Annotated in this window: 15 protein-coding genes; 2 read left to right on the top strand and 13 right to left on the bottom strand. The window is 60.0% G+C overall.

The annotated features are described in order from the left end of the window. The 10 genes from glgA to PSH91_RS12400 all read right to left on the bottom strand — a co-directional run bounded on the left by glgA (position 1) and on the right by PSH91_RS12400 (position 12,483). Positions 1–1,572, bottom strand: coding sequence for a glycogen synthase GlgA (gene glgA / locus PSH91_RS12355; protein ID WP_305468346.1), 1,572 nt, complete (start codon positions 1,570–1,572; stop codon positions 1–3). A 577-nt stretch (positions 1,573–2,149) separates the two neighbouring features. Next, positions 2,150–3,115: a D-2-hydroxyacid dehydrogenase family protein gene (locus PSH91_RS12360; RefSeq protein WP_305468347.1), complete on the bottom strand. Its 966-nt coding sequence runs from the start codon at positions 3,113–3,115 to the stop codon at positions 2,150–2,152. Positions 3,116–3,126: 11 nt separating this feature from the next. Next, on the bottom strand, positions 3,127–4,158 hold the full coding sequence (locus PSH91_RS12365) for an alpha/beta fold hydrolase (protein WP_281459269.1): 1,032 nt from the start codon (positions 4,156–4,158) through the stop codon (positions 3,127–3,129). Between the two features lie 86 nt (positions 4,159–4,244). After that, positions 4,245–4,679, bottom strand: coding sequence for a YqaA family protein (locus tag PSH91_RS12370; protein WP_305468348.1), 435 nt, complete (start codon positions 4,677–4,679; stop codon positions 4,245–4,247). Beyond that, the gene (locus PSH91_RS12375; protein ID WP_076385001.1) at positions 4,679–5,125 is read right to left on the bottom strand and encodes a DUF411 domain-containing protein; all 447 of its coding nucleotides are present in this window, start codon (positions 5,123–5,125) and stop codon (positions 4,679–4,681) included. Before PSH91_RS12375 ends, PSH91_RS12370 begins: the two co-directional genes overlap by 1 nt. A 286-nt stretch (positions 5,126–5,411) precedes the next feature. Further along, the gene (locus tag PSH91_RS12380) at positions 5,412–6,356 is read right to left on the bottom strand and encodes a GNAT family N-acetyltransferase (protein WP_160892630.1); all 945 of its coding nucleotides are present in this window, start codon (positions 6,354–6,356) and stop codon (positions 5,412–5,414) included. Continuing rightward, positions 6,353–7,627, bottom strand: coding sequence for a phenylacetate--CoA ligase family protein (locus tag PSH91_RS12385; RefSeq protein WP_305468350.1), 1,275 nt, complete (start codon positions 7,625–7,627; stop codon positions 6,353–6,355). The genes PSH91_RS12380 and PSH91_RS12385 overlap by 4 nt, the downstream gene beginning before the upstream one ends. 52 nt (positions 7,628–7,679) lie before the next feature. Then, the gene (locus PSH91_RS12390) at positions 7,680–10,091 is read right to left on the bottom strand and encodes an acyl-CoA reductase (RefSeq protein ID WP_305468351.1); all 2,412 of its coding nucleotides are present in this window, start codon (positions 10,089–10,091) and stop codon (positions 7,680–7,682) included. A gap of 1 nt (position 10,092) precedes the next feature. Then, positions 10,093–11,220: an acyl-protein synthase gene (locus PSH91_RS12395; RefSeq protein WP_305468353.1), complete on the bottom strand. Its 1,128-nt coding sequence runs from the start codon at positions 11,218–11,220 to the stop codon at positions 10,093–10,095. A gap of 27 nt (positions 11,221–11,247) precedes the next feature. Further along, on the bottom strand, positions 11,248–12,483 hold the full coding sequence (locus PSH91_RS12400; protein ID WP_305468354.1) for an MFS transporter: 1,236 nt from the start codon (positions 12,481–12,483) through the stop codon (positions 11,248–11,250). Between the two features lie 308 nt (positions 12,484–12,791). On the opposite strand from PSH91_RS12400, the gene PSH91_RS12405 reads away from it, so the two are divergent. Beyond that, positions 12,792–12,980 carry a hypothetical protein gene (locus PSH91_RS12405; RefSeq protein ID WP_047226561.1) on the top strand — a complete coding sequence of 63 codons (189 nt, stop codon included), beginning with the start codon at positions 12,792–12,794 and terminating at the stop codon, positions 12,978–12,980. Between the two features lie 9 nt (positions 12,981–12,989). Here the strand turns inward: PSH91_RS12405 and PSH91_RS12410 are convergent, their stop codons facing one another. Next, positions 12,990–13,370 carry a fe2+ zn2+ uptake regulation protein gene (locus PSH91_RS12410; protein WP_047226560.1) on the bottom strand — a complete coding sequence of 127 codons (381 nt, stop codon included), beginning with the start codon at positions 13,368–13,370 and terminating at the stop codon, positions 12,990–12,992. A gap of 267 nt (positions 13,371–13,637) precedes the next feature. On the opposite strand from PSH91_RS12410, the gene PSH91_RS12415 reads away from it, so the two are divergent. After that, on the top strand, positions 13,638–15,986 hold the full coding sequence (locus tag PSH91_RS12415) for an acylase (RefSeq protein WP_107322517.1): 2,349 nt from the start codon (positions 13,638–13,640) through the stop codon (positions 15,984–15,986). 49 nt (positions 15,987–16,035) lie between these two features. On the opposite strand, the gene PSH91_RS12420 is transcribed toward PSH91_RS12415, so the two are convergent. Next, the gene (locus tag PSH91_RS12420) at positions 16,036–17,037 is read right to left on the bottom strand and encodes a FecR family protein (protein ID WP_305468357.1); all 1,002 of its coding nucleotides are present in this window, start codon (positions 17,035–17,037) and stop codon (positions 16,036–16,038) included. Positions 17,038–17,233: 196 nt separating this feature from the next. Continuing rightward, complete coding sequence (locus tag PSH91_RS12425; protein WP_305468358.1) at positions 17,234–22,009, bottom strand: dermonecrotic toxin domain-containing protein; 4,776 nt, start codon at positions 22,007–22,009, stop codon at positions 17,234–17,236. Positions 22,010–22,091 lie beyond the last annotated feature (82 nt).

Genomic DNA, 22,091 nt, shown 5'->3' on the forward strand with positions numbered 1-22,091 from the left:
TCATTGTCTGGCCGATTTACCCAGTGACTTGGCCACTAGCTGTTCATAGAGTTCGGCGTAGGGTTCCACGGCCTTGCACCAGTTGAATGGCGCTGACATGGCCCGGCAGCGCATCGCGTTGAGCAGGTCAGGGAACTCGAAGACCTTGAAGGCCCGGCTCAATGCCTGTTTGTAACTTTCGGCGGTGGACTCATCGAACAGGAAGCCGGTGATGCCGTCTTCGATGGTGTCCGCCAGCCCGCCGGTATTGCGTGCCACCGGCAGCGAGCCGAAGCGCTGGGCGTACATCTGGCTCAAGCCGCAGGGCTCGTAGCGTGAAGGCATCAGCAGAAAGTCGCTGCCGGCGAACATCCGCCGCGCGTCGGTTTCGTTGAAGCCGATGCGTACACCAATATGTCCGGGAAAACGCAGCGCCAGTTCACGCATGGCTTGCTCTTCCTCCGGTTCGCCGCGACCGATGATCGCGATCTGGCCCCCGGATTCGACGATGAACTCGGCGACGGCTTCGGTCAGGTCCAGGCCTTTCTGGTACACCAGACGCGAAACCACGGCGAACAGCGGGCCGCTGGAGTCGTCTAGACCAAACAGATCGCGTACATGAGCCGCGTTCACGGCTTTGCCTTCCCAGTCACCCATGGCGAACTGGCGGAACAAGTGCGTATCGGTGGCCGCGTCCCAACTCTCATCGATGCCATTGGGAATGCCGCTGAGCAGGCCTTGTTGTGTTTTAGCCGCAAGAAAACCGTCGAGCCCGCAACCGAATGCCGGGGAAGTGATTTCCTGGGCGTAGGTGGCGCTGACCGTGGTGATATGACTGGAGTAGGCCATGCCGGCCTTGAGAAACGACAACTTGCCGTAGAACTCCATGCCTTCCTGCTGCAGCGCGTGCTCCGGGATACCCAGCTCCGGGCATGAGGCCAGGCTCACTACGCCCTGGTATGCCAGGTTGTGAATGGTGAACAGGGTAGGCGTGCGTTGCCCACGCCAGTGCATATAGGCCGGCGCCAGACCGGCCGGCCAGTCATGGGCGTGGACCAGATCGGGGCACCAGTGGATTTGGGCGAGGTTGGCGGCGATATCAGCTGCGGCCAGGCCCAACCGGGCGAAGCGAATGTGGTTGTCGGGCCAGTCGCGACCGTTGTTGGCCCCGTAGGGTGAGCCTTCACGGGCAAAGAGTTCCGGACAGATCAGTACGTAGATCACCAGGCCGTCGGCCATGTCCATGCGCCCGATCTTGCAGGGCGGCAGCGCGGCGTGGCCGCCCAGTTCACCGATGATGTGGATCGGGTTGCCGCTGTTCATCACCTGCGGGTAACCGGGGATCAGCACTCGCACGTCATGCAGGCCGGCCATGGCCCGGGGCAGGGCGGAAGAAACATCGCCCAGGCCGCCGGTTTTGACCAGGTCGGCAATTTCCGAGGTTACGAACAATACCTTCTTGCGATTGGGATTCTGCCTGACGACCGGGAGCAGTGCCTTGCCGCCGGTGGCCAGCACCGGTGCCGTCGGCGAGTCAGTCGCCAGCGGAAGTTGAGAACGGACTTGCTGTGGTTCCAAGGCAGCACTGATCATAACTTTCTCCCATTTTCTCGATCTGTTTCCGGCAAGCGCCAGAGCTGTTGTTTCATTGGCCGAATCCTGCGGCCAGGCGCACAAGCGCTACGCAAGGTAAGCAAAGCGCTGCCCAATGCGGTTAGCTGCCCAATGCGGTTAAGCGAATCAGGTGAAGGGGGCTGCTTCAAGGACTTGCAAGGACTGCACCAGCCGTTGTTGCCCTACCTCTAACCTGACCCGTCGCCGTTGCGAAAAGTTTCCACTTTTTTTCGTCTGGACGACCGGTCGGTTTTCTCCCCGGTTTGGCAGTCTAGGTCAGAACCTAGAGCGGTGCGGCGCGCTTCGTCGAATTGTCCGACAATCAGCTTTGTTGGCGGCAATGTCTTACACGACAAAGGGGGATACGCACCGACGAAGTGCAGTTTCTGGAAACGTAATGGGTGTATGGGGAATGGGGGTGTTTCATCGGCGTGCGCGATGCAATGGCGCGATGCACCATCAGGGGGCGGGTGAAATAGAGGCATTTTAGTGGCCATTGTTGGCCCGGAAATACGCTGTTTCTGTGGGAGCAGGCTTGCTCCCACTTAAAACGTGTTCAGTCGCCAGTGGGGGTCAACAGGCGGATCGGTTTGCCGGCCGCCCAGGCTTGCAGGTCTTCGATCATCAAGGAATAGAACTTCTGATAATTGTTCCGGGTGACGTAACCCACGTGCGGTGTGGCCAGTAGATTTTCCAGGGATCGGAACGGGTGGTCGGATGGCAGGGGTTCCTCGGCGAAGACGTCCAGGGCGGCACCGGCCAGGCGTTTGTCGCGCAGGGCGTCGATCAGGGCGGCTTCATCGACGATTGGACCGCGTGCGGTATTGACCAATAGCGCCTGGGGTTTCATCCAGCCCAGCGCCTGGGCGTCCACCAAACCGCGGGAGCGCTCGCTGAGTACCAGATGCACCGAGAGAATGTCAGCCTGTTCGAACAGTTGCTGTTTACTCACGTAGGTCACACCCACTTCTGCGGCCCGTTCAGCGGTGAGGTTCTGGCTCCAGGCAATCACCCGCATGCCGAAGACCTGGCCGAACTGAGCTACCCGTGTGCCGATGCTACCCAGGCCGAGGATTGCCAGGGTCTTGCCATGCAGGTCGCCGCCCAAGCCTTGCTGCCATAGCCCGGCGCGCAAGGCATTGGCCTCCTGCATCAGGTTGCGGGTCAGGGCCATGATCAGCGCCCAGGTCAGCTCGGGGGCTGCGTGCTTGTAGCTTTCGGTGCCGCATACCTGGATACCCAGTTCGGCGGCTGTCTTGAGGTCCAGGGCGGCATTGCGCATGCCGCCGGTGAGCAACAGCTTGAGGTTGGGCAGGCGGCGCAGCAGGCCTTCGTCGAATGGCGTGCGTTCACGCATCACGCAGATCACTTCGAAGCGGTGCAGGCGCGCGGCGAGGGTGTCGCGCTCGGCAGGGTACTCATGAATAAATGTCACCTGGCCGATGCTATCGAGCACCGACCAGTCCACCACGTCCCGCGCTACGTCCTGCCAATCATCGATGACTGCTATTTGCACCGCCATGGAACACCTCGTCAGGGAATGGGTTTGTTCAGCCAGCCCAGCAAGGCCTGGTGGAACCGGTCCGGCTCTTCCATCTGTGGGGCATGCCCCAGATGGGCGAACTCCACCAGGGTCGACTGGGGAATCAATTGAGCCACCTGCTTGCCCAGCACTTCATACCGGCCCAGTTTGGCTTTCACGGCCGGCGGCGCGATGTCGCTGCCGATGGCGGTGGTGTCGGAGGTGCCGATCAGCAGCAGCGTCGGTACTTTCAGGTCCTTGAATTCGTAGTAGACCGGCTGGGTGAAGATCATGTCGTAGATCAGCGCCGAATTCCACGCGACTTGCGTGTGCCCCGGCCCCTTGTTCAGCCCGGCCAGCATGTCCACCCAGCGTTCGAACTCCGGTTTCCAGCGGCCACCGTAGTAGGTCGTGCGCTCGTAGTTGCGGATACCGTCGGCACTGAGTTTCAGTTCGCGCTCGTACCACTGGTCCACGGTACGGTAGGGCACGCCGAGGGCTTTCCAGTCCTCCAGGCCGATGGGGTTGACCATCGCCAGCCGCTCGACCTGATCGGGAAACTGCAAGGCATAACGGGTGGCGAGCATGCCACCGGTGGAGTGGCCGAGCACAATGCTTTTCTGCACCCCGAGGGCCTTGAGCAGGGCCTGTGTGTTGGTTGCCAGTTGGTGGAAGCTGTACTGGTAATGAGCGGGCTTGCTGGACGTACAGAAACCGATCTGATCCGGGGCGATGACCCGGTAACCAGCCTCGCTGAGGGTCTTGATCGAGTCGCCCCAGGTGGCGGCGCAAAAGTTCTTGCCGTGCATCAGCACCACGGTGCGACCATTGACCTCGCCCTGGGCCGGCACGTCCATGTAGCCCATTTGCAACGATTGGCCCTGGGACTGAAGGGGGAAGTGCTTGAGTGTGTAGGGGTATTCGAAGCCTTGGAGTTCCGGGCCATAGGCCGGGCCTTCAGGCGGGTTTTCGGCCTGGGCGAACAGCGGCAGGGCGGCCGTCAGAAACAGGCTGGGTAACCAGCGAGCAGTGGAACGCGACATGGGCAATCTCCTTTGGGCATCCGGCCGATCCTGGCGTGGCCCGATTATGGCGACATTAACCACAGGCAACCCAAAGTCGCGAACGTTCAACCCATCCAGCCCAGGGTCGCGAGGGCGAGTGCGCCATAACGCAACCCTTTGGCCAGGGTCACGATCAACACAAAGCGCCGCCACGGCTCGCCCATCACGCCCGCCACCAAGGTCAGTGGATCGCCGATGATGGGCATCCAACTGAGCAGCAGCGACCAACGCCCATAACGCTGATAATGCACGCGGGCCTTGTCCAGATGCGCCGGACTGACCGGAAACCAGCGCCGATCCTTGAACTGCTCCAGGCGTATGCCCAGCCACCAGTTCACCAGCGAGCCCAGTACGTTGCCCACAGTGGCGACCCCCAGCAACAGCCAGGTTTCATAGCGTTCGCTGAGCAACAGCCCAACCAGCAGTGCTTCGGATTGCAGCGGTAACAAGGTGGCGGCACCGAATGCCGCCAGGAACAAGCCGATGTAAGCCTCGCCCATCAGTGGGCCGGGTAATCCGCCACCACGGTTTGCGTCCCGTCGCTTTTCAGGCCGATCACCTGATACGCATCACTCATGCCGTCCGTTTCCATACCGGGCGAACCCATGGGCATGCCGGGCGCGGCCACACCGAGCAGGTCGTTCCGTTTGCTCAACGCCAGGACCTGGTCGGCCGGGACATGCCCCTCAACGAATTTGCCATTGATCTGGGCGGTGTGGCAGGAGCGCAGGTTTGGCGCAACACCCAGGCGTTGTTTGACTGAACTCATGTCGGTTTCAACATGGTCGTTGACCTTGAAGCCGTTTTCTTGCAGATGTGAAATCCATTTTTTACAGCAACCGCAATTGGCATCGCGGTGTACGTCAATGGTGATCGGTTCGGCGGCCTGGGCCAGGGTGGTGACAAAAAACGCGCTCAGGGCGAGCAGGTGCAGGGGATTGGCCATGGGGACAGTCTCGTGTCGAACAGTTTGGGAGGAGGATAACAGAGTAGCGAGCGTGAGCTGACAGTGGGCTGAGGGGCGGATTACAGAGTTGTCAGGTTGGGGGCGATGCTGATTCGAAGTTCGGAGCAAATTCACCCGCCACCGCAGAACCCTGCGGGAGCGAGCCTGCTCGCGATCGCGGTGGTTCAGCTTGGCCAGTGTCGACCTTGCCGCCGTCATTGCGAGCAGGTTCGCTCCCACAGGGTCATGCGCAAACAGCCTGGGGCGCTTTAGCGCCAACTCATCTTCAAGCCGCCGAACCTGCCTGGGCACTCCTCCAGATGTGCCCTTGGGCTTGCACTTGTTCGTGGAGCCGTTGCATCGGCTCCGAATGCAAGGTGAGCGGGCGATCCAGGGCGCCACGGTGAAACAGCGCCTGCCAGCCGGGGTCGCCTTCGGCAGGCATGATCCCGGTGAAGATGAATCCGGCGTCCATCAATCGTTGGTAATCGTCGGCAAATTGCTGACGCAGTCCGAGTCGCACTGAAAGTGACCAATGGGCCGGCAAGCGCAGCAGTTGCCCGGCCAGGCGAAGGCCTATGTACCCGGCCACAATGTCGATTCTTCCGGGCAGCTGTCGGATTTGAAAAGGCTGTACCGAAGGCAAGGGCGCCTCGAGCGAGGTACCAAACAGCGATGCCAAGGGTTGCGTCAGCCATTGGCATGCCGCGGGCCATTTGAGGTGCGGCAGCGGGCGGCGATGGCCGCTGACCACTTGGCTGCCGACCACGATGGTTTCGGCGTGGACCGTGGCGAAAGGTGAGGGCACATGGTCAGGCAGCAGCCCGGTGTCATGGAACCCCAGGCGTTGTGCCAGACGCTGGCTGTAGCAATGGCTGGTGACTTGCTTGATCGACAGCCTGGCAAGTCCGAGGTCCTGGCAGCTGTCGAGTAATTGCTGCCCCAGGCGCGTCGCAATCTGGCCGCCCTGCACCGCGGGGTCCACCGCGATCAGGGCCAGTTCCGCGTCTTCACCATCGGCCGTCTGCCGACACAATGCGGCATGACCGACCACGCGCTCATCCTCCACGGCGACCATGGAGTGCCAACGGTTCAGCAGGTTGTGCAGGCCAATCATGTGTGGCAGGTAGACGTCTGGTGAGACGTAGTGATCGCCGTAAACCCGGCGGAACAATTCGCTGGTTCCGACGCCATCCGTGGGCCTGAACGCTCGGATGACCACGCTGCTCATCCGGCGTGCCTCGCTGTCAACGGAGCATAGGTGCGGCGGTCGATGATCGACAGGTGCTTGCCAGAGCGTGGATGGCGTTCCAACGCTTGCAGGCCGCAGGCCTGGACGTGCAGGTCGAGTTGGTCGATACCCGGATACTGTTTGGTCAAGGCAGCTTTCAATGTGTTGGAGAGTGACTGGCAAGCCTGGGTTTGCCCTCCAGGCACCCATTTGAGCAACACGCGGTCGTTGTTCTGTGCGTGCTCGATGATCAATTGCCACTGAAGGTCACCGCCAATGCTGCGGATGATGTCGCTGATTTCCTGCGAAAACAGTGAGAAAACGCCTACCCGCACTCGCTGGCTTTTCGCGCTGCGGCCCTGAAGCGCGAACTTGCGTCGCGGGGTGCCAACCGGCTCGCGCCAGCACGCTCGGTCGCCCACTGGATACCGCACGATGGGCATCAGGGTTCGGGTGAGGTTGGTCACCACCAGATTGCCGGGCCGATCGCACGCCTGGATGACCTCACCGCTCAGTTCATCGATGATCTCCACCCGTATCTGTTCGCCGAATACGCGGTGCTCGCCCAGGTTGCAGTCCGGTGCGCTGGCGCCCACCAGCCCGGCGTCGACGCTGGCATAGCCGATGGAGGCGAAGCGTGCCTGTGGGAAGGCGCGCTGCAACGCAGGCAACTGGCTGTCGAACAGATTTTCTCCGCCGAACAGCACGGTGGTGATGCCGGGCAGCGTTCGCCCCTGTTGATCCAAATGGTCGGCAAACGCCAGCAGGTGCGCAGGCACGCCGGCCAGCACATTGATGCGGTGGCCGGTCACCGCCTCGGTCAGCACGTCGAGATCCACCGCCCCGGTGAACGGGAATTCGGTGATGGCTACATCGACTTTGCCAAGGGCGCCATGAATGAACAGGAAACTGGCGTACAGGTCTCCGGAAAAGAACAGGTTGGCGATTCGATCACCAGCCCTCAGTTGTGCTGCCAGGCTCTGACCGAAGCATTCGAGCATCCGCTGCCATTCAGCGTGGGTGTACACAGACAGCTTTCCCTGACTGGTCGTGCCACCGGTTTTGTAGATCAGTGCGTCTTCGACTTTGCCGGTCAGTACGTCCCAATGGTCCAGGTCATGACTGCCGGCCCAATAGTCAGCGACGTCGACAATGGGGAAATCCTCCAGAGCGCAATTCTGCGCGGGTAAATGCCGTAAAGACTTGCGGTAGAACGTTGAATGCGTACGAATATGGGCGAGCCATTGTTCGAATGGTAAAGAGGTGCTCATCAGGGTTCTCTCGGACTCTAACGTCCGCTTATTCAATTACACGGGAAAACAATCAAGCGGTGATTCTGCGATCAATCACCAGCGGTACTTTGCCGCTGTGTTTGTTATGTTCGAAACTTGTCGCCGGACAGGATTGCACGTCCAGTACGAGCATTTCGGACTCCACCAGCGTGGACAGCAGTTCGAGGCCCATGACCTGGCTCCGGACCGTTTGTGCATCGCCATCGGCGCGAATCAACAGGCGTTCGCAGCCGCTGCTGTGGTAATCGAGTACGATCTGAATGGCCGTTTGTGCCTGCTCAGCCAGCTCGTGGGTATTGATCAGGTACGTCACGATGCGTATCAGGGCGCCGTGGCGCTGGCGCAACTCGAACCGGGGTGACTCCAGGCCACACGGGCAGGGAGCGGTGAGCCAGCGCCCGCAATCACCAACTTCGTAGCGGTGAAGGGGCTGCGCTTGGCGTCTGCGCGAAGTGAACAGCAGCCGTCCGGTTTCCCCCGACGCGACCGGAGCGTCCAGTTCCAGCTGGACGATCTCCAGGTGTTGAATGTCCTCCATGAGGTGGAATACACCCTCGCCGCTGGCAGTGCAGGCATGGCCAAGGGGACCCGCGTCGACGCTGCCATAGATGGCTGAGCGAATACTTGTCACACCGCAGTCCTCAAGCAACTGACGGCAGCCTGGCCCCAGGTGCTCGCCGCCCAGCATGACTTTGCGCACGCCGCCGTAGCCTTGAAGGGTTTCTCGCTGGCTGGAAAACAGGCGCTGCAAGGTACTTGGCATGCCAACCAGGGTATTGACCTTGTGAGCGACGATCATCCGTGCGATCTCTTCAAAGTCCGCATCTGACGTCGCACCCATGGGGTAATGCACGGCGTTCATGTGCTCCAGTATTTTCGAGAAGCTGAAGAAGCCACCGTAGAGGTTGCCGCCATAAAACAGATTCATCACCCGATCCTTCGCCGGATCCAGACCGGCCGCGCGCAGTCCATCGGCGGCGGCCCGCATGTGGCGATCAAAATCGCGGTAGCTGTAGGGCGACAGCACCGGTGCGCCGCTGCTACCACCTGAGCGGAAGAACAACTGGGCCTGGGGTGCGGCAGGCAGCGCCAGGAATGCCGCTTTGTCCATGATCGGCGTCGAGGGTGAAATGGGTGTCGTGGTCGGCGGGGCGTCCAGTGTCACACGATGACTGGCGACCTCTGGTTCAAGACCGACCGATACCCGACGACTCAATCGTTGCAGCGCGTAGACGCCGTCGTGAGGCTCGCCCTCGTAGCCTTGCTGGATGTCTGCGGTTGCCGAGATGCGGGTCACGCCGGCGGCCAAGACGCGACGTGCCAGTTCAGGCGCCCGTTGCGGTTCACAGATCAGCGCGCAGCTCTGCAACACGTTTCGCCAGGGCAGCAGGGTTTCGGTGATCAGCCCGTGGGGCACCGGTCGTAACAAAAGCGTGCGAAACAGTGGCGATGGCAACAGGTCGCGGTGATGCTCCCAAATAATGCGCCAGCCGTGGCCTTCCCAAATCTGGCCGGTTTGTCCTGCAAAGCTGTGGTCGAGTCGGGCAAGTGCCGTGCGGGTGGTGATCTCGCACGCTTCGGCTGCACTGGTTTCCAACGCTGGCCATTGTCCGGCGCGTCGTTCAAATGCGTCAGCCAGGGCGTCACCCAGTGCCAGCATCTGAGCCGGCTCGTCGCTGTCCACCAACAGCCACTGGGGACTGGAACAGGCTTGCTGATCGAGGCGGCAGACCTCATCCACCAGACTGTCCAGCGCCTGCTCGTTGACGGCTTGCGGCGTGACATAGGCGAAGCTGATGCGATGTCCCCAATCGATCCAGCGGCAGCCGCTTGGAAGCTGGTCACGCATGGCCTTGAGTGCTGTCTCGCCACCCCAGGCGCTGACGCCCTGGGCCAGCGCGAAGAGACGCCGGCACTCGTGGTAGGGCACTGGCAGCACCGCAACGTAATCGCGCAACTGGCCGCTTGGGTCGCAATCGAGGAACGTCGCCAGCACCCGCGCCGTCAGGTCTGCATCGCGCGTGCTGGGTCGCAGCCAGTTGACGTTGCCCGCCAGCAGGCTTTCCAGTGCCGCGAAGAACCCCAGCAGCGGAGCATTGCCGGGGGTGACATGCACCACCAGCCCCAGGGGTTGCCAGCTTTCGAAAGGGCCATCGCTATAGTCGATTCGGCGCAGCGAGCGCGCGTCCGCCCCCAGCTCCCGTTCGAGTTTGCGGCTCAAATGCTTGCGTTCGCAGAAGGCGATCAGTGCCTGGCGCTGGTCGTCGTCCAGGAACGGAGTTTGTTCTGGGGCCCGCAGCATCTGTGCGAACGCCTGCGCACAATCGAGCACGCTATCACTGGGGGGCGGTGCGTCCAGAAGAGCAGGCAGTTGCGTCTGCAGGCGTTCAAGGGCTGTATCGAGGGGCAGATCAGCGCGCAGTTGGCCATTGATGAGATACATATCAATTCTCCTTGATCAATTCGGAAGCGGCCATGGCGCAGCTTCGGCTGGCACTGGTGCCGGCCCGACCGTGCAGCTCGAACCATTGGGTGTTCAGGCCGCACTCACAATTGGCCGGATGCAGGGTCGCCAGATCGCTCATCACCACGGCATGGGCGGGACTGGAAGAGATGTAAGGCGAGACGAATGACAACAATCCCGCCTCGCCGAAGGGCTGGACACTGAAGTTCGAGGGGTGACGTATGAAAGCTTTCGAATAGACCGGCACATGAAACCTGTGATGCGCACATTCGATGTACGGCACGGCGTGCTCGACGGCACCGTAACCGTCGCGGCAGCGGTGCGCCTCAATGCCCAGTTGCCGGGTGATGTGTTCATAGACCTCGTGACGGGGGATCTCCTGGGCGGCCTGTTTTTTCCAGCCGCCTCCCAGAAATACCAGGGAGTCGGGGGCAAGTTTGAGGTTCGGCGTCGCGGTTTCACGCATGCGCTCAAGCGCATGACACAGCAGCGCCGGGAAGCCAAAGATCCGCACCGGCAGGCCCTCTTCGGCGAACTCCTGAAGGGTCCGGATCGCGCCAAAGACATCGAACTCATGACCTTTTCCGGTGCGCCGCAGCGCATGAAAAATCCGATTGGCCGGTGCGAAGCTGCGCAAGAACTGGTCCGTATGAGCGGTGCCGACGTGATTGACCTTCTCCGGTTCGTGACTGAACAACAGGTAGTTGCAGGGCGAATCCGGCGTGAACCAGCCGTAATGTTCAAAGATGCGCGCCACCATGCCCTGGGCCGCGGCCATGCTGCGCTCGTCGTAGCGCATGCGGCTTTTCTGGCCGCTGGTGCCGGAGGATGTCAGCTCTAGCGCGTTCTCGCCGGTGGGGCTGAGCAACAAGCGCTGTTTGAAGTAATTGGCGTAGATGGGCGGCAAGCGCGACCAGTCAGTCAAATGCTCCAGATCCTCTACCGCCAGGCCGTTGGCGTTGAGCCAGTGTTCGTAGCCGGGGGTGTGGTGGCAATGGAACAGGCTGATCTGGGCCATGGCCCGATCAAACAGACCAGCAGGTACCGAATCGGGATCGTAAGGCTGCGCCAATGCACACAGCGCATCGGCGTGGGGAAAATGAATCATGGGTAACGTTCCTCAGGGAGGGGATTTTCAGACGTGAGCGGCCGGTTGCGACAGGAACAGACGCAGCGCCACAAGGCAGCTGAGCCCGGCAATGCCGACCATCAAGGCAAAGGCGTTCAGGCTTGTTCCGGCGCCCAGCAGCGCGAGCAGTGAGCCGGCGGTGCTCATCACTGCGATGGAAATCATCCCGACCATGGCCGAGACCAGCCCTTTACTGTCGTCGCTGGCGAACAGCGCCAATCGATACAAGGCCGCGTTGCCCATGCCCAGCCCCAGGGCGTAGAGCGCCAGGCCGCTGACCAGCGCGGGTACGCCAAGGTTGAACGGGCTGGCGATCACCAGTGCGATGAGGCCGGTAGAAAAGGGCCACAGGCTGTAGCGCAATACCCCGCGCACGCCCACCCGCTCCACCAGGTGATTGAGCAGGAGATTGCCAAGGATCACGCCCGAGAACACCGGGATTTGCCACAGGCCATAGACCAGGGGCGACAGGCCCTGGTCCTGGATCAGCAGCAGGGGGGACAGACCGATCCAGGCAATCAGCGGCAGGCTCATCAACCCCAGCGCCACGCACGCGGCCATGAAGCCGGAGTGACCCAGCAGCGCGCCATAGCGCCTGATGAGTGTGCGCAGTTCGAACGGCTCCAGGGCCGGTTGCCGGGGGCAGGAGTGCGCCAGACCGGGGCTTCGGGGCATGAATGTCCATAAGGCCAGCCAGCTCACTGCCCCCAGGCCTGCCAGCAACATGAACAGCTCGCGCCAGGACAGCCATTGCAGCAGCAAGCCACCCAGCAGCGGCCCCAGCAAGGGCGAGAGGAGGGCGAGATTGCCCAGCAACGCCATGACCTTCACAGCGTCCGACTCGTTGAATACTTCCTGTATGGCCGGGTAGCTGACCGCGATCACGAAACCCAGCCCCATACCCTGGATCAAACGAAGCCCGTTGAATCCCTGCATGTGGGTGACCAGGGTGATCGCCGCGCAAGCCAGGACAAAACCGGCACAACCGACGAGCATGAATGCACGACGCCCATAGCGATCGGATAACGGACCGATCAGCCACGGTAGCAGAACACCGCCCAATAGATACAGATTGAAGGCGTAGGGGATTTGATCCGCGGGCGCATCCAGTTCCCGGGTCACCGCGAGCATGGCCGGCATGACCAGGTCGCTGGCCAGATAAGTCAATAGTTCGAAAAGAGCGATAGCCAGGCAAAAACCTGTCAATCGTATTGGCGAAAGAGTTGCCAGCAAGGTTTGCATGATTTCCAACGTCGATTTTCGGTAAGGAGGTAAGCGCCTCTTATTCGAGAATACGTTGGGGGAATTCAGGGCCGAAAGAAGTCTTCCCCTTTGTTTGTGGCAGAAATATGAGTTAATTCTGTAAGACAAAAGTCCGCCAGGGGCGGACTTCTGTGGTGATGCAGGTAATTAATCTGATGGGCTTCGGTTACGTGAGTACGCCCGTTCAGCTGTACCATGAGACCCCGTCTGCTGCCCGCTATTTCCAAAACACGGTATGGGGCTGGCAAGCACGGGGATACAGAGCGGATACATTCAGGAAATTGGCAATGACTCAATCGCAACGTTTGAAATACTCGATTCTGGTGGTCCTCGTGGTTCTGGCGATCATGCTGGGACTGACCTGGATGCAGAACAACGGCATGATCAGCGAGCAGCTGTTTCAATACATCGCGATTGCCGTCGCGGTCATCGTGGTCGTGATCAACGGCGTGATGCGACGCAAGGTCAAGCCCTGAGCGCAGGCGTCACTCCCCGCCCTGGAGCACGTGCATGGCCTTGCGGTGCAAACTGTAGGTCTTATCGGGGTTAAGGGTGACGACACCCTCGCTGCACAGGCGCTTCAACACCTCGCGCACGCTGAGGAAGGACAATGGAATGTCCAGCCCCAGCAGTTGACTGTGTACGCCCCGCACACCCAGGCTGCGGTTTTCATCGGCGGCCTTGAGCAATGCATCGATGACCTTGAGGCGAATCAGGCTGGTTCTGAGGCCGAAGCTCTTGAGCAAAAGCCTGATGTGTTCATTGCTACCTCGTTCTGCCGGCCTGTCGAACAGGTTGTGAGTGGCTGTCGCCGGAACGCCGGTCGACCTGGGCTTGCCCTCCATGGGCTGACGCGCGTCATGCATGCAAAAACTCCTTACCAGCCTGTTCAGAAAAGGTCACGGATACTCTCCTGTAATAGGACGAACGAACGCGGCCAATCATGAAGGCAAAAAGCTGAAAAATTTGTCTGGAGGCGATCAAACGCCCGTAGTCAGGCGGTGCCAGGCCATTAATTTTTTTTCATCCCATTCGTTTTCAAGGGAGGCACATTCCGGCCAGGCACGCGGTATGTGAACTCCCAGGCAGCCGTCCTGGTTTTAGAAAGTATTGGATCAGGAGTGAACGTGAGAATGTCCGGGCAGTTATCGAGGTTTGGTCTCGCAGGTGTGTTTTTCGCAGTGAGCCTGGGGTTCAGCTGCGTCGCCAGCGCTCAAAGTGATAAAGAACAGGCCAGTGCCGAGATCCGCCGCACCAGTTTTGGCGTGCCACATATCCGGGCTCAGGATGAGCGCGGGTTGGGCTACGGCATCGGGTATGCGTACGCTGAGGATAATTTATGCCTGCTGGCCAATGAGATCGTCACGGTCAATGGTCAACGCTCGCGCTACTTCGGCCCGGAGCAGGTCACGCTCGAACAGCGGGAGAACCGCGTCAGCGATGTATTTTTCAACTGGCTCAACACGCCGCAAGCCGTTTCCGGTTTCTGGCAAGCCCAGACGCCTCAAGTACAGCAACTGGTCGAAGGCTATGTGGCGGGTTTCAACCGCGCGCTGGCCGAACGCAAGGCCATCGGCCTGCCCGAGCAATGTGCCAGTGAGTGGGTGCGGCCGATCACCGCGCTGGACCTGGTCAAACTGACCCGGCGCCTGTTGGTGGAAGGTGGCGTCGGCCAGTTCGCCGAAGCCCTGGCGGGCGCTCAGCCGCCACAAGCGACGGCGGACGCTGGCGAGCCGAGGACAGGTTTCGCAGGCGCTGCGACCCGGCAGCAGCGTTTCGCCCTGGAGCGTGGTAGTAACGCGGTCGCCATCGGCAGTGAGCGCTCCTTCAACGGGCGTGGAATGTTGCTGGCGAACCCGCACTTCCCATGGCTGGGGGGCATGCGTTTTTACCAGATGCACCTGACCATTCCCGGCAAACTGGACGTCATGGGCGCGGCCCTGCCAGGCTTGCCCGTGATCAACATCGGTTTCAGCCAGCACCTGGCCTGGACCCACACCGTCGACACCTCCAAACATTTCACGCTGTACCGTCTGCAACTCGACCCGAAAGACCCGACCCGCTACCTGCTCGATGGTCAATCCGTACCGATGAGCCAACAGACGGTGACGGTGGACATCAAACAACCCGATGGCCAGGTGCAGAGCGTTTCGCGGGTGGTCTACGGCTCGCAGTTCGGTCCGATCGTGCAATGGCCCGGCCGGCTGGACTGGGATGACAAGTTCGCCTACAGCTTGCGCGATGCGAACCGGGAAAATGATCGGGTGCTCGCCCAGTGGTACGCCATGAACAAAGCCGTCACGCTCACGGACTTGCAGAGTGCGGTCCATGAGATCCACGGTATTCCATGGGTCAACACCCTGGCGGTGGACGATCAGGGGCAAAGTCTCTACATGAACGTGTCGGTGGTACCGAACGTCGATGCCGACAAGTTGGCCCGCTGCAGCGACCCGCGGGCAGGGCTGCAACTCATCGTACTGGACGGCTCACGCGGCGAATGCGCCTGGGATATCGATCCCGAGGCCGTGCAAAAAGGCATTTACGCCGCCGACAAGCTACCGCAGTTGTTGCGCCGCGATTATGTGCAAAATTCCAACGATTCGGCCTGGATGGTCAACCCTTCACAACCCTTGTCCGGTTATTCGCCCTTGATCAGCCAGCAAGACCAACCGCTGGGCCTGCGTGCGCGTTTTGCTCTGCAGCGGCTGGGTCAACTGGCCAAGGACGGGCCGGTGAAGGTCGATGACTTGCAGCGCATGGTCATGGACGACCAAGTCTACCTTGCTGATCAGGTGATGCCCGACCTGCTGGGCTTTTGTGCCGGTGACCTGGGGGCCGATGCCGTGACGTTGACCCAGGTGTGCAACGATCTCAGGGTCTGGGATCGAACCGCTGGCCTGGACAGCGGATTGGGCTTCATTCATTTCCAGCGCATCATGGCGCAGTTGCAGGGGGTGCCTGATTCATGGCGTGTCCCGTTCGATCCGCAAGACCCGCGACATACTCCAAACGGCCTGGCGATTGAGCGTGCCCCGGTGCACAAGGCTGTGCGTCAAGCCATGCTGGCCTCGCAGGCCTCTGTGAAGGCCGCCGGATTGCCGAAGGATAGCCGCTGGCAGGACATCCAGGTTGCCAGCAGTGGCAGCCGGCAGACGCCAATCCACGGCGGCCCCGGTGAGCTGGGGATCTATAACGCGATTCAGAGCGTGCCAGGGGCCAACGGCAAACGGGAAGTGGTCAGCGGCACCAGCTATCTGCAAGTGGTGAGTTTTGATGGCAAAGGACCTCGGGCTGAAGGTCTGTTGGCATTTTCCATTTCCAGCGACCCGGCATCGCCGTATTCGGCCGACCAGACCCAGGCATTCTCAAAGAAGCAATGGAGTGCGCTACCGTTCACCGAACAGCAGATCAAAGCCGATCCGCACTATCAGGCGGTGATCATCCGTGAGCGTGATGAGGCGGGCAGGGTGGCCGCGCACTGATCGCTGTTGTTTTACACAAAAGCCGCGACCTGATCAGGTCGCGGCTTTTTCAGTTGGACGGCCGTTGACCGATGGAGTTGAGGACTGGATTGCCGTCCTTGTTCTGCGTCAGGTAAACCGGCAGGACTTTGGGCAACGAAGGCACCAGGTTCTTCACTTCGTTGAGGTTGTAGATACCACCGATACGCAGGGCGCCCGTGCTGTTGTCGGCCAGCATGACGGGATGCTCGAGATAACGATTGATCAGCGGGAGCGCATCGCTGAGGGCAAGGTTGTCCAGCACCAGCTTGCCGTTGCGCCACGCCAGCGAGCTGTCGTTGGCATCGACTTCACGGATTTGCGGTTGGTAGTCGCCTGCTTTGTAGCTGGCCTGCATGCCCGGCGACAGCTGCGAGCCGTTACCGGCAAGTGCCTGGTTGCTGGTCACCCATACCGAGCCCTCCACCAGCGTCACCCGAACCTGATCCTGATACATCCATACATTGAAGCGAGTGCCGGTCACGCGCACCTGGCCCTGGCCGGCCCGTACAACGAACGGGTGTTGTGTGTCATGGCTGACGTCGAAAAACGCCTCGCCCTTTTTCAGCGTCACCCGACGCTCATTCTTGTAATTGGCAAATACCAGTTCACTGCCCAGGTTCAGTTCTACCTGGCTGCCGTCACCCAGGGTGATGTGACGCACGCTTGCATCCGCTTCGAATCGTTCGTAGGAGTTGGCAACCCAGCCCAGGTTCCAGCCCGTGTAGGCGGCCAGGGGCACGCCCAGCACAAGCACCGCGGCTGCGACAGCCATCCGACTCCAGCGGGACCGAGGTCGCGGTATTGGCGCGGGAGATGGTGCCGCTTCGACACGCGGAAGATGATCGGCCACGGCCCAGATCTCCAGCATGGCTTGGTATTCGAAAGCGTGCAGGGGATCGGCATCGTGCCATTGTTTGAATGCCTGCCGTTCGGCGTCGGTGCAGTCGACGGCGTGCAAACGCATGCACCAATGCGCGGCCGCATCGGTAATGGCGTCGTATTCGGCTTCCGAGAGTGTATGTTCGGTCATTGACTCTTCCTGGTTTGCCGCATTCTAACCTTCGGCATGACCTGTCGAGAACCGCCATCATGGCGTTTGCACATCAAAATGAGCCTGTTTTTTCCGGTCAAAGGCTCGAACACCGGTATGTCGTGGTTATAGCGTGGCATACATCTCGTGAAAAAAAGATCAAGACCCGTCCGCGCGCAGCGTTCGCAGAGGCCGTTTAAAACGTGGCAGCGGGACTCAAGGGTGGGGAGTCCAGCTGTCGACCCAGCTCACAGATGAGTAGCGTCATGGAGTCGGCGTTTCGCAAGATCACGTCGATGCGTGCTGTCGGTGAACCTGGATCCAGAAAGATACTGCGCGCCTCGCTCATGCTCCTGGCGCCGGTCATCTTCAGGATTTCCCGGGCCATATCCCGATGCTCGGGGAAAAGCTCCAGGCTCTTGAGCCCGCCGGCTGCACTGTCCCAGCCCATGAACAGTTTGGATCGTGGCGTGGTCAACGACAGCCCGTTGCGTTGCTGGTCCTTTTGATAATTGTATTTTGAATGTCCGAACTGAGTGGCATTGGAAATCAGGTCCAGAAACGGCAGTGCCGCGTCCAGATAGACAATATCGAGCGTGTCGAAAAGCTGATGAGAAACTTCGTGGATAAGCACCGCGGCCTGGGCGTGGGCATCGACATTGAAGGAATCCGGGACCGCGTCCTTGTACCAATCCAATCCGACCTCGAAGAAATACTGGGTCAGATAGATTCTTCCTGCCGTTTCCGGTTCGAGCACGAATGCAGTGGCTTTATCGTCCATGTATTTCAAACGGCCGATTACAAGGCGCTTGGCGTTGCGGGTTTCCCAGGACGGGTCGGCCAATGCTCGGCACAGCGGCGAGACGGCGGTGTGTATTTTCTTGATCAGGCTGGCGTCGACTGTCCTCACCCCAAAAAACGTCTTCAGGAAGGTATCCAGCCGAGAGCCCGGCGGGACCTGATGTTTGATCTGATCCAGATTATGCAGGGCGTTGAATGAGTAATACCTGGCCACCTCCAGGGCCTGCTCGATCATGTTTGCGTAAGCCGGGTATTTGCGGCGTATTTGCGCCATGCCCCGAGCCTCAATGTTGAGCGACGTTGAAGCCTTGTAGTCGCTGTAGGAATTGGCCAGCGTTGACATCACTTTGCCGTAGCGAATGGTCTGCCGTTGTGGGTCTACGGTCCATTGCTGGTTATCAGGCGACTGCCTCAGTATTGGGCCCTCTCCCTGTTCATGGACCACGCGCCAGACCTGATTGGCTTTGGCCACCTGAAAAACCATGCCGGCAACAGGTGCGTAAAGCTTGTCGGACCCTGGGGCCCTGTAGGTTCCGTCGATCCGGTTCTTCTGCAGGTTGTGCAGGCTCACCTCCGTGGCTTCGAAGGCCCGCAGGTTGGTGCGCGTCGGGGCGGTGGAGGCGATGTCTTTCCAGCGGGGCGGGGTCGCCATGGAGGCGTTCTGCGTGCCGGGACTTATCGGGTCGAGCAGGCCGAAGGTGTCGTCGCGATTCAGGAAGCCAAGTGAGACCATCTCTGCCGCGCCGGCGATGAAGTCGTGCAAGCCTGCTTTCCAGTCATGCTGCTGCAGGGATTCAGAAGAGGCCTTGAAGTCTTGGTAACTTTCCCAAAGCGTTTCGATAAACGTCAGTTTGCCTTGCAACTGCCGCCCCACCAGTTTGACGCCGGCGCTGAACAAATGCAGGGCCGTTTCCCAGTCAAACTGGCGGTTTTTTTCTGTTTGTGCGCTCAGCATGTCCGATAACAGGGTTGTATTGTCGTTGAACAATACATCGAACAGGTTGGTCTTGATCGGATTGGAAGCCAGGGTGATTTCCGATAGAGAACCGACCGTGGCGGCGAACAGGTTCTTGAACGTGGCTTGCTGGCTTTCGGGAAGTCGACGAATCAGCAGGTCCTGCAACGCGCCCGGCGTGTTGAAGGCTGCAATGAGGCTGGCCTGGTCCTTGAACTCGGTGAAGTTGTGGCCCGCATGGTAGGGGGAATACAGCACATGGGGGGCAGTATCATCGGTGCTTGATCCGATCAGGTAGAGCCCCAGTGCCTTGATCGCTGCAGCTCCCCGGGTTTTGATCAGCTCCAGTGGACGAATCAACGCGCTGGCGCCGTCCACTGCCTGGCGTGCGATGGCATCCGGCATGTCCAGTACCTGGCGAATCAAGTCAAACCCTGTGGGAGAAAGGTGCTGTTGTAGATGCAGTGCGTGGGCATGTTGCAACAGTTGCCAGGGCAACTGCCGGCGAAATCGCTGCTTTCTTTTCTGGCCATCGGTCGAGGTAGTGGAGAGTTCGTCCAGTACGATCTTTTTATAGGCAGAGGGTATGTCCAACGACAGCAGCATTTGTCTGACAGCCGTCTCGTTCAGGCTGTCGGGCAACGCGCGCCCGGAGGTCGAGGACACCCTGAAGCCTGTCTTTTGAGTGAAGTCGGCATGATTGAGGGCGAACTCGGTCAAGCTGCTGGCGGGCCCCGCCAACGCATGGTTCGGGGTGATCAACAGGGTGGCGGGATCCAGGTCTTTTACGGCGAAACGCGCATCCATGAGCGCTTTGAGCTTTTTGCTCACATAGGTATGCAGGGGCTCGATACCGTCCAGATAATCCTCGTCATCGTCGACACTGCTTCTGTATTGCTCAAGCAGGTCAATCTGTAGGCGCTGTTCTTCAAGTGGTGCGGCGCCAAGCCAGGCGGGGAGTTTCTGTTGCAAGCGGATCGCCTGGGCGATACGTGTGGCGTGTGTCAGATTGGTAGGCGCGGCCTTTTCAAGCAATGTGCCCAGGCTTTTTACCCGTTCAGGCCCTGTCAGTTGCCAGTCCCCGCTCTTTAGCGTGCTCAGATACCTGTATTGGGCCTCGAACAGTGCGTTGAACGACTTCATCCGATTGAGCAGCACGTTGTCTTCGATCAGCTCAAACACATCCAGTTGATAGCGTCCATGGGGCTTGCGTTGGGCGGGCCAGAGGTTGGCGAGCAGACCAGAGCGCTTTCGTGAGTCGAGCAGGTGGCGATTCAATTGCTGGGTGGCAAGTTCGACTGAGGCAAACACTTGTAAACCATCGGCCGGTGTCCAGAGAATTGCCAGGCCGGAATGAGGCGTATCCAGCCCGCCGCGTTCGGTCAGCAGGAAACAATTGGCCAGCGGCAAGGAGACGGTTTTGCCGTCCTCGGTACATGCCAGCCTCAGCGAATAGACATCGGGCCGGAAGCCCTTTACCCCGATGCGTTGAGTGCGGTCCGGATATTCGGCATCAAAGGCAAAGACCGCGGCGATAAGGTCGCGCGCGGCGGGAGACAGGGTTGCGTTGAGTTCTCTGAGTTCGGCTTCTGCACGTATTCCCAGGGAAAAGACGTTGGTCAGTTTAGGAAGAAGGCCTTTCAATGCGTGACGCAGCGAGGTGTCGCTGGAGAGTGGCAATCGGCTCAGTTCGGCATTCAAGGCCTCTTCGACACTGGCGTAGCTCTTGATCTTCCTCTCCAGTTGATCAGCCATGAAATTGGACGGGCGCAGGTCCCCGTAAAAAACCGGCTGCGTGCCCCAGTGTCCAGCGGTTTTTTGCGTCAGCAGGTTTTTGCCGATCAGGCTGCGTATGTCCAGGGCCTTGTCAACGAGCGCGTGGACGTCCACGTCCCCCTGGCGGGACATCTCCATTGCGAAATGAAGGTTTTTCGACTGTTTGCCGATGATCGCATCAGCCAGAGACTCGAATACCGGCCACGTCACCGCCTTACCTGACACCTGGGGATCGTCAAAGCGCAGGAAGCGGTTGCGCTCCTCCAGGCTGAGCAGACTGTAGAGTTCTTCCTTTCGCCCTGCGCCGGTGGGGGTATTGAGCAGCGCATCCTTGAAACCCAGGTAGTTGTCGACTTTCTCAAGGCCGTGACTGGGGGTATAGAGATAGTGTCCCTTGGCGCTGATCATCAAAGAACCCGCCAGCTCTACGTAGAGCGGCTCATATTCCCAAAGACGCAGGGTTTCGATAAACAGCAGCGGTTCGTCCGGGCGAGATGGCCTGTACAGCCGCAGCAGTTCCTGGGCGTGTGCCTCGGTGAGTTGTCTTTTCTCCCGCTTGATCAGAATCGTGGCTTGTAGCGCATCGCTGAGAACTTGGGAAAGAAAGCGCCGGCGCGAGGTATTGAACGGACCGGTGGCGTCCCAATAAGCGTCGATACAGTGGGCAAGGCTGGGGATCAGGTTGCTGGCGGTCACCTTCAACACGCTCTCCCATTGACGCTTGTTTTGCGGTGATACGGTGATGCCTGGATGAATGAAGTCAACGTCTTGCCCGGCGGGCCGACCCTGGCTGTGGAAGTAGGCCAGGACCGCCTCGCTGAGTGTCATGCTTCTGGTCAACTGGCTTGCCTTCTGACTCCCCACGCTACTCCACGTGCTCATGGTTACGCGGGTCTGTCGATGATCAAAGTTGGACAGCACCTCATTCAAGATCGCGTCAAGCATCGTACTGAGGGAGGGTAACTTGATCAGTTCATCCACCATTGTTCGGGCGTTGAGGCTTTGAGCGAACTCGATGGACTCGACCAGGGTGTTGAAGACGTCACCGTCGATACGTTGCCGGGTCGTTCTGATCGCGGAGGTGCTGTTGAGTTCGGCGCGCTGGGAAATCGATAACAGCCGAAAAAGATCGTCACGCTCGGCTGGACTGTCCAGCATTGCTTCCATCTTCTCTTCGAGAGCTTCGGGGCTGTCGAATTTTCTGATTCCGCCGTAGGGCGTGTAGAGGAACGCAGGCTGGGTCTGCGCTGCGTCTGCGTCTGTCAGCGCTTTGAGCACAAGGCAGCCGGCCAGCGGGATCGGCGCGTTTGCGTCGACCTGCAAGCGAATCGTTTCGGCAGACATGGGGGGCGTCTGTGCGGCGCGCAGCGTATGGCTGGACAGGGACACGTGGTGCAGCCAGTCGAGGTCGGCCTGGGTCAATCCGTGGGGGGCGTTCAAGTCCTCCAGGTTATTGGCGGCCAATACCTCGGGAAATAATAACGGCGTAGTTGCAGTGATCATCGTTGCTTCTCGCTCAAGG

The organism is Pseudomonas sp. FP1154, assembly GCF_030687245.1.
Taxonomy (GTDB): Bacteria; Pseudomonadota; Gammaproteobacteria; order Pseudomonadales; family Pseudomonadaceae; genus Aquipseudomonas; species Aquipseudomonas rhizophila.

Excerpts from the sequence above, each read along its gene's own strand:
- glgA (WP_305468346.1), bottom strand. The coding sequence starts at position 1,572 with ATGATCAGTGCTGCCTTGGAACCACAGCAAGTCCGTTCTCAACTTCCG.
- PSH91_RS12360 (WP_305468347.1), bottom strand. The coding sequence starts at position 3,115 with ATGGCGGTGCAAATAGCAGTCATCGATGATTGGCAGGACGTAGCGCGG.
- PSH91_RS12365 (WP_281459269.1), bottom strand. The coding sequence starts at position 4,158 with ATGTCGCGTTCCACTGCTCGCTGGTTACCCAGCCTGTTTCTGACGGCC.
- PSH91_RS12370 (WP_305468348.1), bottom strand. The coding sequence starts at position 4,679 with ATGGGCGAGGCTTACATCGGCTTGTTCCTGGCGGCATTCGGTGCCGCC.
- PSH91_RS12375 (WP_076385001.1), bottom strand. The coding sequence starts at position 5,125 with ATGGCCAATCCCCTGCACCTGCTCGCCCTGAGCGCGTTTTTTGTCACC.
- PSH91_RS12380 (WP_160892630.1), bottom strand. The coding sequence starts at position 6,356 with ATGAGCAGCGTGGTCATCCGAGCGTTCAGGCCCACGGATGGCGTCGGA.
- PSH91_RS12385 (WP_305468350.1), bottom strand. The coding sequence starts at position 7,627 with ATGAGCACCTCTTTACCATTCGAACAATGGCTCGCCCATATTCGTACG.
- PSH91_RS12390 (WP_305468351.1), bottom strand. The coding sequence starts at position 10,091 with ATGTATCTCATCAATGGCCAACTGCGCGCTGATCTGCCCCTCGATACA.
- PSH91_RS12395 (WP_305468353.1), bottom strand. The coding sequence starts at position 11,220 with ATGATTCATTTTCCCCACGCCGATGCGCTGTGTGCATTGGCGCAGCCT.
- PSH91_RS12400 (WP_305468354.1), bottom strand. The coding sequence starts at position 12,483 with ATGCAAACCTTGCTGGCAACTCTTTCGCCAATACGATTGACAGGTTTT.
- PSH91_RS12405 (WP_047226561.1), top strand. The coding sequence starts at position 12,792 with ATGACTCAATCGCAACGTTTGAAATACTCGATTCTGGTGGTCCTCGTG.
- PSH91_RS12410 (WP_047226560.1), bottom strand. The coding sequence starts at position 13,370 with ATGCATGACGCGCGTCAGCCCATGGAGGGCAAGCCCAGGTCGACCGGC.
- PSH91_RS12415 (WP_107322517.1), top strand. The coding sequence starts at position 13,638 with ATGTCCGGGCAGTTATCGAGGTTTGGTCTCGCAGGTGTGTTTTTCGCA.
- PSH91_RS12420 (WP_305468357.1), bottom strand. The coding sequence starts at position 17,037 with ATGACCGAACATACACTCTCGGAAGCCGAATACGACGCCATTACCGAT.